The sequence below is a fragment of the Janthinobacterium algoris genome, assembly GCF_051380935.1.
GTDB lineage: Bacteria > Pseudomonadota > Gammaproteobacteria > Burkholderiales > Burkholderiaceae_D > Janthinobacterium.
In genome coordinates, this window is sequence record NZ_JBNYXZ010000005.1 from 1 (window position 1) to 14,104 (window position 14,104).

Consider the following 14,104-nt stretch of genomic DNA (forward strand, 5'->3'; position numbering starts at 1 on the left):
CCTTCCCAAAATGGAAGGGACGACATAACATTGAACATGGCGGCGAGAGTGGTAAGGTAATTGTTTTGTTTGGCGACATCAATTTACCAATTCAAAACCCTCGCTGCCACCCCCTTCGAGCAAAAAAGTCAAGTCCATCTTCCCCCACCAAACGCGAAGAACCTAAAAAGGGGCCGCAAGGCCCCTTATTTGATCCGCCGCAAAGCGCTTGGTGCCGCTTGATCAATGCAGCTTGACCTGGGGCGAGCTGCGCTTGATCAGGAAGCGGCCCATGGCCATAACGGCCGTGCGCACGCTGCCCAGCACGGCGTTGTGGTGCATCAGGTGCAAGCTGACGTACATCATGCGGGCCACGAAGCCTTCCACGAACCAGCTCAGGCCCTTCAGGGAACCCATCAGCGTGCCGACGGAGGTGGTGCGGCCAAACGACACGAGAGAACCGTAGTCCAGATACTCGTACGGCCTGGTTTGCGGCGGCTTGCCCTTGGCTTGCAGCAGGAACGTTTTCAGCAGGTAATCGGCTTGCTGGTGGGCAGCCTGGGCGCGCGGCGGCACCAGCTTGCCGTCCGGCCCCATGCAGGCGGCGCAATCGCCCAGCGCGAAAATGTTCGCATGGCCCTGCACATTGAGCATGCCCGTCACTTCCAGCTGGCCGGCGCGGTTGGTCGGCAAACCCAAAGTCGACAGGAACTCCGGCGCGCGAATGCCGGCGGCCCACACGCAGATGTCGGCCGCATAGCTGGTGCCGCTGGCCACCGTCACATTGTCCGCTTCGATCGTGGTGACGCGCGTATCGGTCACCACGGTGATGCCATGCTTGTGCAGCAGTTTCGAGGCGGCAATGGAGACGCGCTCGGGCAGCGGCGCCAGAATGCGCGGCGCCCCTTCGAGCAGGGTGATGCGCACATCCTTGATGGCGTTGAGATTCTGGAAACCGTACGCGGCATACACGCCGCTCGCTTCGCGCAATTCGGCCGCCAGCTCCACGCCCGTGGCGCCGCCACCAATGATGACGATGTCGACACCGGGATGACCCGCATCGCCCTGGCGCTGCTCGGCCATGGCCAGCAGTTTCAACAGCGTCAAGCGGAAACGTTCGGCGTCTTCCGTGGCATTCAGGGAAATCGTGTTTTCCTTGGCACCGGGCACGCCGAAGTAATTCGAGGTGCTGCCCACGGCCAGCACCAGCTGGTCGTAGCGGATGTGCCGTTGCGGCAGCAATTGCTCATCCTTGTCGGTGGCGATGGCGCCCACGGTGAGGCTGTTCGAGGCCGCGTCGAGCGCGATCAAAGGGCCATAGACATAGGTAAAACCATTGTCATGCGCCAGCATCTGGTACGACAGGCCCTCTTGATGAATGTCCAGGGTGCCGGCCGCCACCTCATGCAGCGACGGCTTCCAGATATGGTACAAGCGGCTGTCGACCAGGGTCACCTGACCGGCGCCGAGCTTGCGGCTGAGTTTGCAGGCCAGCTCCAAGCCGCCTGCACCGCCACCTACGATAACGATTTTACTATGCAATGATCCTCCTGCTTGTTAATCCCTGTGCCCGTTGCCATTGCCATGGCCTTTGCCTGGCTTGTTGTCATGCTTGTTGTCATGCTTGTCGCGCTTGTCATCACGCTTCTCATCCCGCTTGTCGCGCTTGTCATCATGCTTGTCAAAGTGCTTGTCGTGCTTGTTGTCATAACGGCCGCGGTCGCCGTAATCGGGACGGTCATGCTCGCCATGCTGCTGACGGTAACGGGGTGCATATTGGTTGTTATACCAGCTATCCTGGACAAAATAGACTTCTTGGTTACAGGCATTATACTTGCGGCAGTGCTTGGACCAGTGTTTCGCATGGCCGGGTGGCACGCGCAAATAGATGGGGCGGGCTGAATAGTATTGCGGACGCTGCACGATGACAGGCTGGGCATAGATCAATTGCGGCGCAGGATAGTCGCCCACGTCGATGCGTCCGTAAAAGCCGGGCTGGCCGATGCTGACCGATACGCCGACCTGGGCAACAGCGGCAGTGGCGGCAGACAGCAAGACAGCGGCGAGAATGAGGGTTTTCATGGGGCACTCCTTTTATAGGTTATGCGTGGATTGTAGACCTTGTGCGCCAGCTAGTTTGTTCGCAAGGACACATAAGGAAAGCCGTGGCAAACTCACCACAGCTTGCCCAAAGGCACGACCAGGCCGCTGAACAGGGACCAGTCCGGCGACGCCGCCGTCAACCCGCGCGCCATGCCGACATCGATGGTCAGCCGTGGCGTGGGACTGTAAGTGGCCGCCAGCAGCAACTGCGTCGTGGCCGCTGCGCCGCGCAAACGCGTGCCCGATACTTCCGCCGTGGCGCCCCAGCGGTCGCTGACGGGCATGGAAAAGGAGGCCGCCCAGCCCGTTTGTACCCTGCCCGTGCCAGGATCGGAGGCCCCCAGGCGCGTGGCGTTCAAATTGGCATCCACGTGCACGGCGCCCAGGTCGCGGCTGACAATGCCGTTCAGCGTGACATCGCTCTTGCCGCTGCCGATGGCATCCTTGGCTGTCGGCAACTTCCAACCGATTTCCAGACCCAGCGCCGTGGCACTGTCGAGGACAAAGGCACGTTTGAGCACGACCGTCGTGTCGCCCACGCCCGTCTCGCGCCGGCCCGTTTCATCGCGCGTGCGCACAAAACCCTCGCCTTCGAGCAGCACGCCCCATTCGGGCGTGAACGCCAGTTTAAACGTGTATGGCAGGCTGGCGCGGCGCGTGTCGCGCGTTTTCGACAGCAGGCCACCGGCCTCGAATTCCAGCTGGCCCGGCACGGGCAGCTGGGCAGGACTGGCCACGGAAGGCCGGTAAGGCAGAACGGGATCAGCCTCCTGCGCCTGCGCCACTGGCGCCAGGGATAGCAATAGGAGGGAGAAACACAGCAACGGCAAGCAAGGAGCAGTCATGGAGAACCCGGAAGTGGCACACGCGCAATAACGACAGCCTACCACCGCCGCGCCAACTACGCCCGAGCCAGCCGGGTTCAGGCCAGGCGCCGCACGCCCTGCCTGGCAGATACAACAGGCCGACGCAGCGGCGTGACATTGCTGGCTGGCGCCACGGCCAGCTGTTGCGCCTGGGCATGCAGGCGGAACACGCCCACCAGTTCCGTCAAGGTCTGCGCCTGATCTTGCAGCGATTCGGCGGCAGCCGCCGCCTCCTCCACCAGGGCCGCGTTCTGCTGCGTCACCTGGTCCATTTGCAGCACGGCCTGGTTGACTTGCTCGATGCCGGCGCTCTGCTCGGCGCTGGCGGCCGTGATTTCCTGCATGATGTCGGCCACCTGGCGTACGCTGGCGACCACTTCGTCCATCGTCTTGCCCGCGTCATGCACGAGTTTGGAACCGATTTCCACTTGCTCGACGGAGTCGCCGATCAGGGTCTTGATTTCCTTGGCAGCACTGGCAGAGCGCTGTGCCAGGTTGCGCACTTCGGATGCCACGACGGCAAATCCGCGCCCCTCCTCGCCCGCCCTGGCCGCTTCCACGGCCGCGTTCAATGCCAAAATGTTGGTCTGGAAGGCGATGCTGTCGATGACGCTGATGATGTCGACGATCTTGCGCGAGGAGGCATTGATCGATTCCATCGTCTGCACCACTTGCCCCACCACGGCGCCGCCCTTGCCGGCCACCTCGGAGGCGGCGCCGGCCAGCGCATTGGCCTGGCGCGCATTGTCCGCGTTCTGGCGCACGGCCGACGTCAGCTGCTCCATCGATGAAGCGGTCTCTTCCAGCGAACTGGCCTGCTCTTCCGTGCGTGACGACAAATCCAGGTTGCCCTGGGCGATTTCGCCCGATGCCGTGTTGATGGTGTCCGTGCCCGAACGCACCTGGCTGACGATGCCCACCAGCTTGTCGCGCATGGTTTTCATGGCGAACAGCAAGCTGGCGCTGTCGTGGCTGGCCGTGCGAATATCCACGGTGAGGTCGCCCTCGGCGATGGCGCCAGCGATCTTGACGGCATACGCCGGTTCGCCGCCCAACTGGCGCGTCAAGCCGCGCGTGATCAGCGCCCCCAGCGCCAGGCCAGCCGCCACGCTGCCCAGCACCAGCGCGATCATGAAGCTGCGGCTGGCCTGATACACGCCGGACGCCTGCTCGGCAGCCGCCTTGGCGCGCTCTTCTTTTTGCAGCGAGAGTCTATCCAGCACACCATCGAGTTCGTCGGCATGCAGCCGCGTCTTGTTGAGCAGTTCGACCAATTGCGCGCTGCGCTGGGCCAGCGGCTCGCCCGCAGCCAAAGTCAGCGCCTGCTGCATGGTGGCAACGTACTCGGCTTCGACAGCGGCGAAGCGGGCAAACAGCTCCTTGGCCGCCGGCGTGACGAACAGCGGTTGCGCCTTGGCCAGGTAGCTTTTATTCAACTCGAGGAATTTGGCGATGTCGGCCTGGCGCGTGGCGCGTTCCTCGGCGGTCGTGGCCAACAAGAAATTGCTGCGCGCGCGGCCCACCTTGATCAAGGCGATATTGGCTTCCTTGATGTACGACAAGCCCAGCAATTCATAGTTGTACATCTGCCCCGCCATGGTATCGATCTTGCCCATGTTGAAGATGCCGATGCCGGCCACGATGGCCCCCATTAGCGCGACAGAGAAAAAAGCCGCCAGCAAGCGCGTTCCCACCTTCATCCGGTTCAACATGATTTCTCCCCTAGACTGGCCGATACTCGATGCAACTGGAGCGTACTGGCTTGAATATAAAGAAAAAACACGGGAAAAAATGCTCGGATTGTCACCGAACAATAATTCCTTGATGTGGAACAACATGCAAAACGACTTGCCATGCTAGGCAAGCCGTTGCGATGCTCAGCACCAATAAACCGTCTTAATGCCCGCTGTGGCCGGCCGGCTTACGCACCGTCATTTCCACGCCAGCCTTGGCCGCCGGTTTGCCCTTGCCCTGGCCGCGCACAGGTTCCGGCAAGGCGCCCGTCCATTCATAGGCAACGCTGCCGGCCGGGTGCTTGTACCAGCCCGGGTCGCGGTAGTCGCCCGGTTTCTGGTCCTTGCGCACCTTCACCGTGGTAAACATGCCGCCCATGCCGATGGCGCCGAAAGGGCCGTCGCCGGCCATCATCGGCAAGGTGTTGTCGGGGATCGGCATCTGCATCTCGCCCATGTCGGCCATGCCCCGTTCGCCCATCACCATGTAGCCGGGCACGAGCTGGTTGATCTTTGCGGCCACACCCTGGTGGTCGACGCCGATCATGGTGGGCACGTCATGCCCCATGGCATTCATCGTGTGATGCGACTTGTGGCAGTGGAAAGCCCAGTCGCCCAGGTCGGTGGCGGTGAACTCCACGGCGCGCATCTGCCCCACGGCCACGTCCGTGGTGACCTCGGGCCAGCGCGATTCCGGGCGCGTCCAGCCGCCATCCGTGCCCGTCACCTCGAATTCATGGCCATGCATGTGGATCGGGTGGTTCGTCATGGTCAGATTGCCCACCCGCACGCGCACCTTGTCGCCCTGGCGCACGACCATCGGATCGATGCCGGGGAAGACGCGGCTGTTGAAGGTGAACAAATTAAAATCCGTCATGGTCATGATCTTCGGCGTGTAGCTGCCGGGATCGATGTCGTAGTTGCTCAGCAAGAAGACGAAATCGCGGTCCACCTTCATGAAATTCGGGTCTTTCGGGTGCGTCACCCAAAAACCCATCATGCCCATGGCCATCTGCGTCATTTCATCGGCATGCGGGTGGTACATGAAGGTGCCGGGCCGCTTGGCCACGAATTCATACACGAAGGTCTTGCCGGGAGGAATGCCCGGCTGGGTCAGGCCCGTGACGCCATCCATGCCATTGGGCAAGCGCTGTCCATGCCAGTGCACGCTGGTGTGTTCCGGCAACTTGTTCGTCACGAAAATACGCACCCGGTCGCCCTCCACCACTTCGATGGTGGGACCGGGCGACTGGCCGTTGTAACCCCACAGGTTGGCTTGCATGCCGGGCGCCAGTTCGCGCACGACAGGTTCGGCCACCAGGTGGAATTCCTTGACGTTGTTGTTCATGCGCCAAGGCAAGGACCAGCCATTCAGGGTGACGACAGGGTTGAATGGCCGCCCGTTCGGCGGCGGTGGCGGCGCCTTGGTGTCCGCGCCGGCCATGCTGACGGCTTCGGGCAACGATGCCGCGCCGACGCGGCTGACTGCCGCCGCGCTCAGGGCGACAGCGCCCGCATTCATGAAAAAATTTCTACGTGTAATCATCATTATTCCTTGTCGGCAGGGCCGCTGCCATTGATGGCCGATTGCAATGCTGTTTGGGCGATCCAAAAATCGCGCTGGGTCTCGATGGCGCTGTTCACGCTGGCAACCTGCTCGCGCGCGTCAGCCAGCAGCTCGAACACGCTGGCCAGCATGCCGTTGTAACGCAGCAATACTTCATGCGAGATCGTCTTGCGCAGCGGCACGACTTCATCGCGGTAGTGGCGCGCCAGGTCATACGCCGTGCGGTAGCTGGAATACGCCTCGCGCACTTCGGAGCGTGCCCGCACCGCCGTGCCCGCCGTGCGCTGCAGCGATTGCTCATACAAGGCTTGCGCCTTGGCATTGCGCGCCGCGCCCCAGTCGAACAGGGGCAATTCGAGGGACACCGCATAGCCGTTCTCGCGCGGCGCCTCGCTGCTGCTCTTGTTGGTATAACCCAAGTCGAGCACATTGATGAAACCCGTCACCTTAGCCAGGCCCAGCGCGTCGGCCGTGGCATGCGCGTCGAGTTTCGCTCTTTGCACATCGAGGCGCTGCTCCATCGCCTGCGCCTCGATATTGCCCGCCTCAGCCGCCGTGGCCGGCAAGTCGGGCAGGCGCGGCGGTAAAGTAAAGGCCGTCTGCTTGCCCCACAGGCCCAGCAAGCGCGTCAGGTGCTCGCGCGTGGCAGTAACTTGATGGCGCGCACGCGCCAAGTCGCCGACAGCGTCCGCATAAAACACTTGCTGGCGCGCCTGGTCGAGGCGGCTCCAGTTGCCCGCCTGCTGCAAGCGCGTGGCCAGTTCGGCGCCCGCCTCGGCCGATACCAGCGCCCGCTGCATGAACGCTTCCGTTTGCACGGCGGCCACGGCATTGAAATACGCGCGGCGCGTGTCAGACGCCAGTTGCACGGCGCTGATGGCTGCCTGCAGCTTGGCTTGCTCGAAACGGCCCCGCTCGATGTTCACGCGCATCGGCATGGTCAGCAGGCCGGCCAGGTCGAAGCTGACGCCGCGGTCGATTTCATTGCCGTGGCTGCCATGCGAGCGGCCGAACGACAGGCCGGGATTGCGCAAGCGCCCCGCTTGCACCAGGTCCGCCTCGGACGCGCCCAGTTCGGCCAGCGCCACTTTCATGCCATGGTTGTTCATCAGGGCGATGCGCACGGCGCTGTCGGCGTCCAGGGGCTGGGCCAGCAAGATAGCCAATTTTTCCTCGCCGCCCTTGTCCGCCAGCGCAGCGGGGGCACCCGTGCGGGCGTCGGCCAGCGCGGATACGGTCTGCATGCCGCCATCGGGGCTGAAGCTGGCGCAGCCGCTGAGCAGCAAGACGGCGGCCAGCGCCAGCGGCGTCAGGCAGGTTGATTTTGTGAAACGGGCCATGTCAGTGTCCTTCATGCTGGTGTTGCGGGGCGGGCTGGGCGGGCTGGGCGGCCGGCTTGGGACTGGGCTTATCCGTTGGCATCTTGTGGCCATCCATCTTGTGGCCCTCCATCTTCATCATGTGGCCGCCGGCCTTGCCGACTTTCTCGTTGACGGCACGCCAGGTCTGATCGGGCGTGGCCTCGTCTTCGGCGGCGTGACGGTAGCCGGCGAAGGCGGAGCGGTAGGTGGTCGCCGGCACGGGCGCTTGCACGTCTTGCGGGGCGGATGGGGCTGGCGTCGATGCGGCCGGGCTGGCGGCACTGGCGGCCAGCGGCAGCACGGCCAGCGCGAGGCTGAACAGGTGTTTCATGGTATTCCTTGAAGGAAAGGGTATGGCGGGCTGGAACGCTGGCGCAGCCGCTACGACGTGCAGGGACGCGGGACGGCGGCACCGCCAGGTTCAACGGGCGGTCAGACGGAGTGCGTGCTTCTCGGGGGACGTTCTGGTCCGGACGGGATATGCCCGGCGAACAGGGAATCGGGCGCCAGCATCGGTGGCGGCGCGCGCAAGGTCAAGGCGTGCAAGGCGGACATGCCGGGCGGCGCCGTGGCGCCCACCGTGCACGCGCCGTGGTTGCTGCAATCGTGGCCATGGTGCGTGGCGCCGCCATCGTCCATGGCCATGTTCATCTGCACCGGCTGGTCCGCCATTTGCATGTCGGCCATATCGTGGCACTGGGGTGCATCCATTGCTACAGCGGTGACGGTGACCGCTACCGCCAGCTCGTCCACGCAGCAGCTGCGCATGGCCGACGCAAAGCCCTGCAAGGGCAGCGTGACGGCCAGCAGCCAGAGCAGCGAGCGGGCGAGAAAGCGGAAAAAGGCACGGTTCATGACTGCACTATAAACCTTCCCACACAAGGAAGGTCAAGTCCCTATTCAAGCTCGCCGGCCGTGCGTCAGCCAGATGACGTACACGCCGTAATAGCCCTGCCCGTCGAACAGGACCTGACCATAGTCAAACGACACTTGCTGCACTTCATTGACGGTGAAATAGGCGCGGTCGTCGGCCGCCTCCACATCGCCCCAGTGGCGCGCACGCGGTGGCCGGTAGCCGCTGGCCCGCCCGATGGCGGCCAGCAAGTCGCCGATCATGAAGTCGACCAGCATCCCGGCCAACAGCGGCCGGTGGCCCGCCAGCATGGCCGTGATGTCCGGGTAGCACGCTTCCTTGAGTTCGGGCAAGTCGCTTTCCTCGTACTGCAGGTCGTCTTCGCGGCAAGTCTGCAGGAAACTGTTGAAGGATGCGTCGAGCAGGCCCGCCAGTGCCGTTTCCGGCACGCTCAGGCGGAACGGGTGCAGCGGCAGCGCGCTGCGCTGGCCGTAGTTGAGTTCGCGGCAGCCAAGGAAGGCCAGCGGGTGCAACTGGCGACCGACCTCGCAGCGGATACCGGATACCTGCGCCATCAACTGCCCATCCCCGCCGCCCGCATCAACAGGCGCATCACCCACGCCGCCAAGCCCAGGGTGGCCACGCTCACCAGCCAGAGGCCGACCATCCAGGCCAGTCGTTTCCACCATGCTTGTTGTCCCTGTTCAAATTGTTTCATCAGTGATAGCCATCTTCCGGCCGGACTTTGCCACGAAACACATAGTATGACCACACTGTATACATCAGGATGACGGGAATGATGAACAGCGCCCCCACCAGGGTAAAGCCCTGGCTTTGCGGCGGCGACGAGGCGTCCCATATCGAGACCGATGGCGGGATGATATGCGGCCACACGCTGATGCCCAGGCCCGTATAGCCGAGGAAGACGAGCGCCAAGGTGCACAGGAACGGCGCCACCTGCCGCCCCTGCCTCAGGGACCGCAGCAGCAGCCAGCCCGCGCCCAGCACCAGCAGCGGCACGGGCAGGAACCCCACAAGTTGTGGTAGCACAAACCAGCGCGCGGCGATGGCCGGATCGACCAGCGGCGTCCACACGCTGATGACGGCGATCACGCCCAACAGCAGCCACACGAGCACGCGCGTGATGCGGCAAGCGCGCGCCTGCAGGGTGCCCTGCGTCTTCATGATCAGCCAGGTGCTGCCCAGCAAAGCATACGCCACCACCAGCCCCGCGCCCGTGAACAGCGAGAACGGCGTGAGCCAGTCCAGCGCGCCGCCCGCATAGCTGCGGCCCTCCACCGGCATGCCCTGGATGTAGGCGCCCAAAGTCACGCCCTGGAAAAAGGCGGCCGCCACCGAGCCGCAGATAAATGCCTTGTCCCACACATGGCGCTCGTGCTCGCGCGCCTTGAAGCGGAATTCGAAGGCCACGCCGCGGAAGATCAGGCCCATCAACATGAAACTGAGCGGCAGATAGCAGGCGCTCAGCACCACCGAATAGGCAAGCGGAAAGGCGGCCAGCATGCCGGCGCCGCCCAGCACCAGCCAGGTTTCATTGCCATCCCAGACGGGCGCGACCGTATTCATCATCACGTCGCGCTCGCCCTTTTCCTGGAAAAACGGATACAGGATGCCGAGGCCCAGGTCGAAGCCATCCATCACCACGTACATCATGATGCTGAACAAAATAATGATGGCCCAAATCAATGGCAGATCAATGCCCATGCGAATGTCCTCCTTGCGCTTGTTCTTCAAGATGCGCGGCCGAGATGGGCCGCGCGGGTGTGCGTTCCTGGCCAGGCCCGCCATGCTCGACGCGCTCGCCCTCGTGCGGCTGCGGCCCCACGCGGATCAGACGCAGCAGGTAGCCGATGCCCGTGCCGAAGACGGCAAAATAAATGACGATGAACAACACCAGAGTGATGCCAAGCTGCGTGGCGCCATGCGCTGAGACGGCGTCTTCGGTGCGCAGCAAGCCGTACACGGTCCACGGCTGGCGGCCGATCTCGGTGGTGTACCAGCCGGCCAGCATGGCCAGCAAGCCGCTCGGCCCCATCCACAGGGCGCAGCGCAAGAAGAGGCGCGAACGCCACAGGGTGCCGCGCCAGCGCAGCCACGCGCCCCAGATGCCCAGCGCGATCATCAGCATGCCCAGTCCCGCCATGATGCGGAAGGACCAGAACACGACGGGAGAATTGGGCCGGTCGCGCGGAGCGAATTCCTTCAGGGCGGGAATCGTGCCATTCCAGTCGTGCGCCAGGATCAGGCCGCCCAGGCGGGGGATTTCCACCTTGTACAGGGTTTCCTCGCGCTGCATGTCGGGCCAGCCGAACAGGATCAGCGGCGTGCCCTCGTTGCCCGTGTTTTCCCAGTGGCCTTCCATGGCAGCCAGCTTGGCCGGCTGGTGCTCCAGGGTATTCAAGCCATGCAGGTCGCCGATCACGGCCTGGATGGGCGCGACGATCAGCAGCATGGACAAGCCCATGCTCATCATCTTGCGAAGCGCCGCATTGTCATTGCCGCGCAGCAAATGCCAGGCGGCCGACGCCACCACCAGCAGGGCCGTGGCGAGGAAGGCGGCCACGCTCATGTGCAGCAAGCGGTACGGGAAGGAGGGGTTGAAGATGACGGCCAGCCAGTCCACAGGCACGATCCTCCCGTCGACGATTTCATGGCCTTGCGGCGTCTGCATCCAGCTGTTCGAGGCAATGATCCAGGTGGCCGAGATCAGTGTGCCCAGCGCCACCATGGCGGTGGCTAACATGTGCAGGCCGGGTCCCACGCGGTGCCAGCCGAACAGCATCACGCCGAGAAAACCCGCTTCCAGGAAAAAGGCCGTCAGCACTTCATACGCCAGCAGCGGCCCCGTGATGCTGCCCGCGTAATCGGAAAAGAAACTCCAGTTGGTGCCGAACTGGTAAGCCATGACGAGGCCGGAAACGACGCCCATGCCGAAGTTGACGGCGAAAATCTTCGACCAGAAGTGGTACAGGTCGCGGTACACATCGTCGCGCGTGCGCAGCCACACCGCCTCCAGCACCGTCAGGTAACTGGCCAGGCCGATGGTGATCGCAGGAAAAATGATGTGGAATGAGATGGTGAAGCCGAACTGGACGCGTGCCAGTTCCAGTGCCGTAAGCCCTAACATGTGTTGCCTTCCCGACGTGTGACGTCTGTTTTACCCAGGCCTCCACTCTAGGCTTTTGCAGTAAAACATAACAGACTCAGAATCGGGAGAAAACATAGGATCAGTTTGACGTTTTCCGAATGACAAGATCAAACCGGTCCGGCGCAAAGCACCTCAGGCGGGCTCGGCTAGGCCCACGCGGTTGCGTCCACTTTCCTTGGCCACATACAGGGCCGCGTCGGCGGCCAGCAGCACCGCGTCCGTGCTGCGCTCCCCATGCGACGACGAGACCACGCCCAGCGAGACCGTGATGGCGCCCGCGCCGGGAATCACGGCGGCGGCCACCTTGGCGCGCAGGCGTTCGGCCACCTGCATGGCCACGTCGAGGTCGGCGTCGGGCAGCAGCATGATGAATTCATCGCCGCCATTGCGGCACAGCACGTCGGCATCGCGCGAACAGGCGCGCATCAGCTGTGCCAGGCGCCGGATGACGTCGTCGCCCACGGCATGGCCCCAGCGGTCATTGACTTGCTTGAAATGGTCGATATCGATGGCGATCACAGAAAAGGGCCGCGCCTGCGCCTGCCAATCGTCCAGCGCCGCCGCCATGCCGCGCCGGTTCGACAAGCCCGTCAGCGGGTCCGTCTGCACGTCGGTCTTCAGCTTGCCGATCTTGTTTTGCAGCAGCGCCAGGCCTTTCAGCAAGGCTTTCTTGATCTGCGCCGCTTCCACATACCACGAGCGGATGGCGGCGATGTGCTCTGCCGTGCCGGGTGCATCCATGCGCCGCGCGCCCTCGGCCAGCTGCACCAGGGGCCGTGAAATCAGGCTGGCCAGCCACCAGATGAATGGCAGGCTCAGCAAGGCGATCGGCAGCGAATGCCACACCGTATTGGCCATCAGCTGGTCCAACGGGGCCAGCGTCATGGCCGTCGGACGCTGCGCCACGATGCCCCAGCCCGTCGACGGCATGACGGCGTAGCCAGCCAGCATGTCCACTCCCAGGCTGTTGTGCATGCGCCGGCTGCCGCCGCCCTGCTGCGCGATGATGGCATCGATCACTTCATTACCGCCGGCCAGGACGCCCAGGCGCTCAGGGTCCGGGTGGTATAGCAGGCGCCGCTTCTGGTCCACCACGTACAGGTAGGAGCCGTCGCGGTAGTAATGCTGACCCAGCATGGTGTACAGAATGTTTTTCTGTTTCAGGTAGATGCTGCCGCCTACATAACCGAGGTAGCGGCCATCCTCGGCGACGATGGGATGCGAGATGAAGACCACCAGGTTACCGGCCGAGGACATGTACGGCTGCGTCACTAGCGGGCGCCGCTCGCGCAGCGCCTGCACGGCGCCGACCGAATCGAGCGTGCGGTGCTTGAGGGCCAGTGTTTCCGGCGACACGCCCAGCACCTTGCCCTGGGCATCGACGACGAGCACGGAATTGAAGCTGTTGGTTTGCAGGCGCAGCCGCTGCGCCTCGTCCGTCAGCCATGCGTCGTCGCCCATGCGCGCAGGCAGGCCACCGGCACTGTAAGCGAGCTGCTGGCGCGCCGACTGCAGGAAATCCTCGGCCGTGCTGGCCAGCTTGCTCGCATATGCCTGGTTCGCTTCCAGGGTGGTATCGATCAGCAACTGGCGCTGCACGCTGTAGCTGGCGTAAAACGTATTGGCCAGCGATACCAGCGCGCTGGCAAAGGCCACAAGCACGATCAAACGGCGCAAATTCATGCGCGGAACAGGTTTAGTCCACATGGCGTCGGCAAAAATTGGATGAAGGGGAAGTGTTGCGCTAAAGAAAAGGCGCATTATACCGAGACACCCGTGCCAATATTGAAATGTTGGCAGCCATGGGCAAAGAATGTGTACAAGCGGCAACGCAGGGCGCTGCCGCCTTGATCTGCATCAAGCGTGGATGGCGTGCTTCCTGACCCAGTCCACATAACGCTGCATCCAGCCCTGGAAGAAGCCCAGGCTGGCCGGGCCGATGCCGCCATGCTCGTCAAACAGGCCGTCCTTGGCTTGGATAAACATTTCGGGCTGGCCCAGCAGGGGCACGTCCAGGTAGGCCAGCACATTGCGCAAATGCTGCTGCGCCAGCGCCGTGCCCGTGGCACCCACGGAAACACCGAGCACGGCGCCCGGCTTGCCGCCCCACACGCTCTGGCCATACGGGCGCGAACCGTGGTCGAGAGCGTTTTTCAGCACGCCGGGGATGGAGCGGTTGTATTCGGGGGTGAGGAAGAGCAAGGCTTGCGAAGCGGAAATGTCCGACTTCAGGCGCAGCACCTGCTCGGCCTGCGCGCCATCGTCGTCCTGGTTGTACAGGGGCAAGTCGCCGATGTCGATATGTTGAAAAGAAAACTCGGGCGGCGCCAGCTGTATGATGGCGTCGGCCAGCTTGCGGTTGAAGGAATCCTTACGCAGGCTGCCGACGATGATCGCAACGTTATATTGACTCATAGAAATCCCCGATGATGGTTGAAAAAAGCCCTGAAGTGAAGCTCACGCCAGGGCTATC

General features: G+C 63.3%; 15 protein-coding genes. 1 reads left to right on the forward strand and 14 read right to left on the reverse strand.

All coding sequences use genetic code 11. From position 1 onward, the window contains the following. Positions 1 to 236, forward strand: a 236-nt coding sequence (locus ACQ4W7_RS08725) for a hypothetical protein (protein WP_436529841.1), incomplete at its 5' end; no start/stop codon positions are given. Here the strand turns inward: ACQ4W7_RS08725 and ACQ4W7_RS08730 are convergent. The 14 genes from ACQ4W7_RS08730 to ACQ4W7_RS08795 all read right to left on the reverse strand — a co-directional run bounded on the left by ACQ4W7_RS08730 (position 223) and on the right by ACQ4W7_RS08795 (position 14,046). Next, positions 223 to 1,521 (reverse strand): NAD(P)/FAD-dependent oxidoreductase, encoded by a 1,299-nt coding sequence (locus ACQ4W7_RS08730; protein WP_436529843.1) that lies wholly within the window; start codon positions 1,519 to 1,521, stop codon positions 223 to 225. The genes ACQ4W7_RS08725 and ACQ4W7_RS08730 overlap by 14 nt on opposite strands. Before the next feature lie 15 nt (positions 1,522 to 1,536). Next, a complete protein-coding gene (locus tag ACQ4W7_RS08735) occupies positions 1,537 to 2,061 on the reverse strand; it encodes a hypothetical protein (protein ID WP_426070359.1) in 525 nt (174 codons plus the stop codon). A 92-nt stretch (positions 2,062 to 2,153) separates the two neighbouring features. Continuing rightward, on the reverse strand, positions 2,154 to 2,927 hold the full coding sequence (locus tag ACQ4W7_RS08740; protein WP_436529845.1) for a transporter family protein: 774 nt from the start codon (positions 2,925 to 2,927) through the stop codon (positions 2,154 to 2,156). A gap of 77 nt (positions 2,928 to 3,004) precedes the next feature. Then, entirely contained in the window at positions 3,005 to 4,660 is a 1,656-nt protein-coding gene (locus ACQ4W7_RS08745) for a methyl-accepting chemotaxis protein (RefSeq protein WP_436529847.1), read from the reverse strand. Positions 4,661 to 4,844: 184 nt separating this feature from the next. After that, complete coding sequence (locus tag ACQ4W7_RS08750; protein WP_426070865.1) at positions 4,845 to 6,227, reverse strand: multicopper oxidase family protein; 1,383 nt, start codon at positions 6,225 to 6,227, stop codon at positions 4,845 to 4,847. A 2-nt stretch (positions 6,228 to 6,229) separates the two neighbouring features. Beyond that, positions 6,230 to 7,588: a TolC family protein gene (locus tag ACQ4W7_RS08755; RefSeq protein WP_436529849.1), complete on the reverse strand. Its 1,359-nt coding sequence runs from the start codon at positions 7,586 to 7,588 to the stop codon at positions 6,230 to 6,232. Between the two features lies 1 nt (position 7,589). Continuing rightward, on the reverse strand, positions 7,590 to 7,940 hold the full coding sequence (locus tag ACQ4W7_RS08760; RefSeq protein WP_436529851.1) for a hypothetical protein: 351 nt from the start codon (positions 7,938 to 7,940) through the stop codon (positions 7,590 to 7,592). Between the two features lie 101 nt (positions 7,941 to 8,041). Continuing rightward, a complete protein-coding gene (locus ACQ4W7_RS08765; RefSeq protein WP_436529853.1) occupies positions 8,042 to 8,464 on the reverse strand; it encodes a hypothetical protein in 423 nt (140 codons plus the stop codon). A gap of 45 nt (positions 8,465 to 8,509) precedes the next feature. After that, positions 8,510 to 9,037: a hypothetical protein gene (locus ACQ4W7_RS08770; protein ID WP_436529855.1), complete on the reverse strand. Its 528-nt coding sequence runs from the start codon at positions 9,035 to 9,037 to the stop codon at positions 8,510 to 8,512. Continuing rightward, positions 9,037 to 9,180 carry a DUF2474 domain-containing protein gene (locus tag ACQ4W7_RS08775; protein WP_436529857.1) on the reverse strand — a complete coding sequence of 48 codons (144 nt, stop codon included), beginning with the start codon at positions 9,178 to 9,180 and terminating at the stop codon, positions 9,037 to 9,039. The genes ACQ4W7_RS08770 and ACQ4W7_RS08775 overlap by 1 nt, the downstream gene beginning before the upstream one ends. Next, on the reverse strand, positions 9,180 to 10,187 hold the full coding sequence (gene cydB / locus ACQ4W7_RS08780; protein ID WP_436529859.1) for a cytochrome d ubiquinol oxidase subunit II: 1,008 nt from the start codon (positions 10,185 to 10,187) through the stop codon (positions 9,180 to 9,182). The genes ACQ4W7_RS08775 and cydB overlap by 1 nt, the downstream gene beginning before the upstream one ends. Continuing rightward, entirely contained in the window at positions 10,177 to 11,610 is a 1,434-nt protein-coding gene (locus tag ACQ4W7_RS08785; protein WP_436529861.1) for a cytochrome ubiquinol oxidase subunit I, read from the reverse strand. The genes cydB and ACQ4W7_RS08785 overlap by 11 nt, the downstream gene beginning before the upstream one ends. A gap of 153 nt (positions 11,611 to 11,763) precedes the next feature. Further along, positions 11,764 to 13,338 (reverse strand): diguanylate cyclase, encoded by a 1,575-nt coding sequence (locus ACQ4W7_RS08790; RefSeq protein ID WP_436529863.1) that lies wholly within the window; start codon positions 13,336 to 13,338, stop codon positions 11,764 to 11,766. A gap of 150 nt (positions 13,339 to 13,488) precedes the next feature. Then, entirely contained in the window at positions 13,489 to 14,046 is a 558-nt protein-coding gene (locus tag ACQ4W7_RS08795; RefSeq protein ID WP_426070370.1) for an NADPH-dependent FMN reductase, read from the reverse strand. Positions 14,047 to 14,104: the final 58 nt, after the last annotated feature.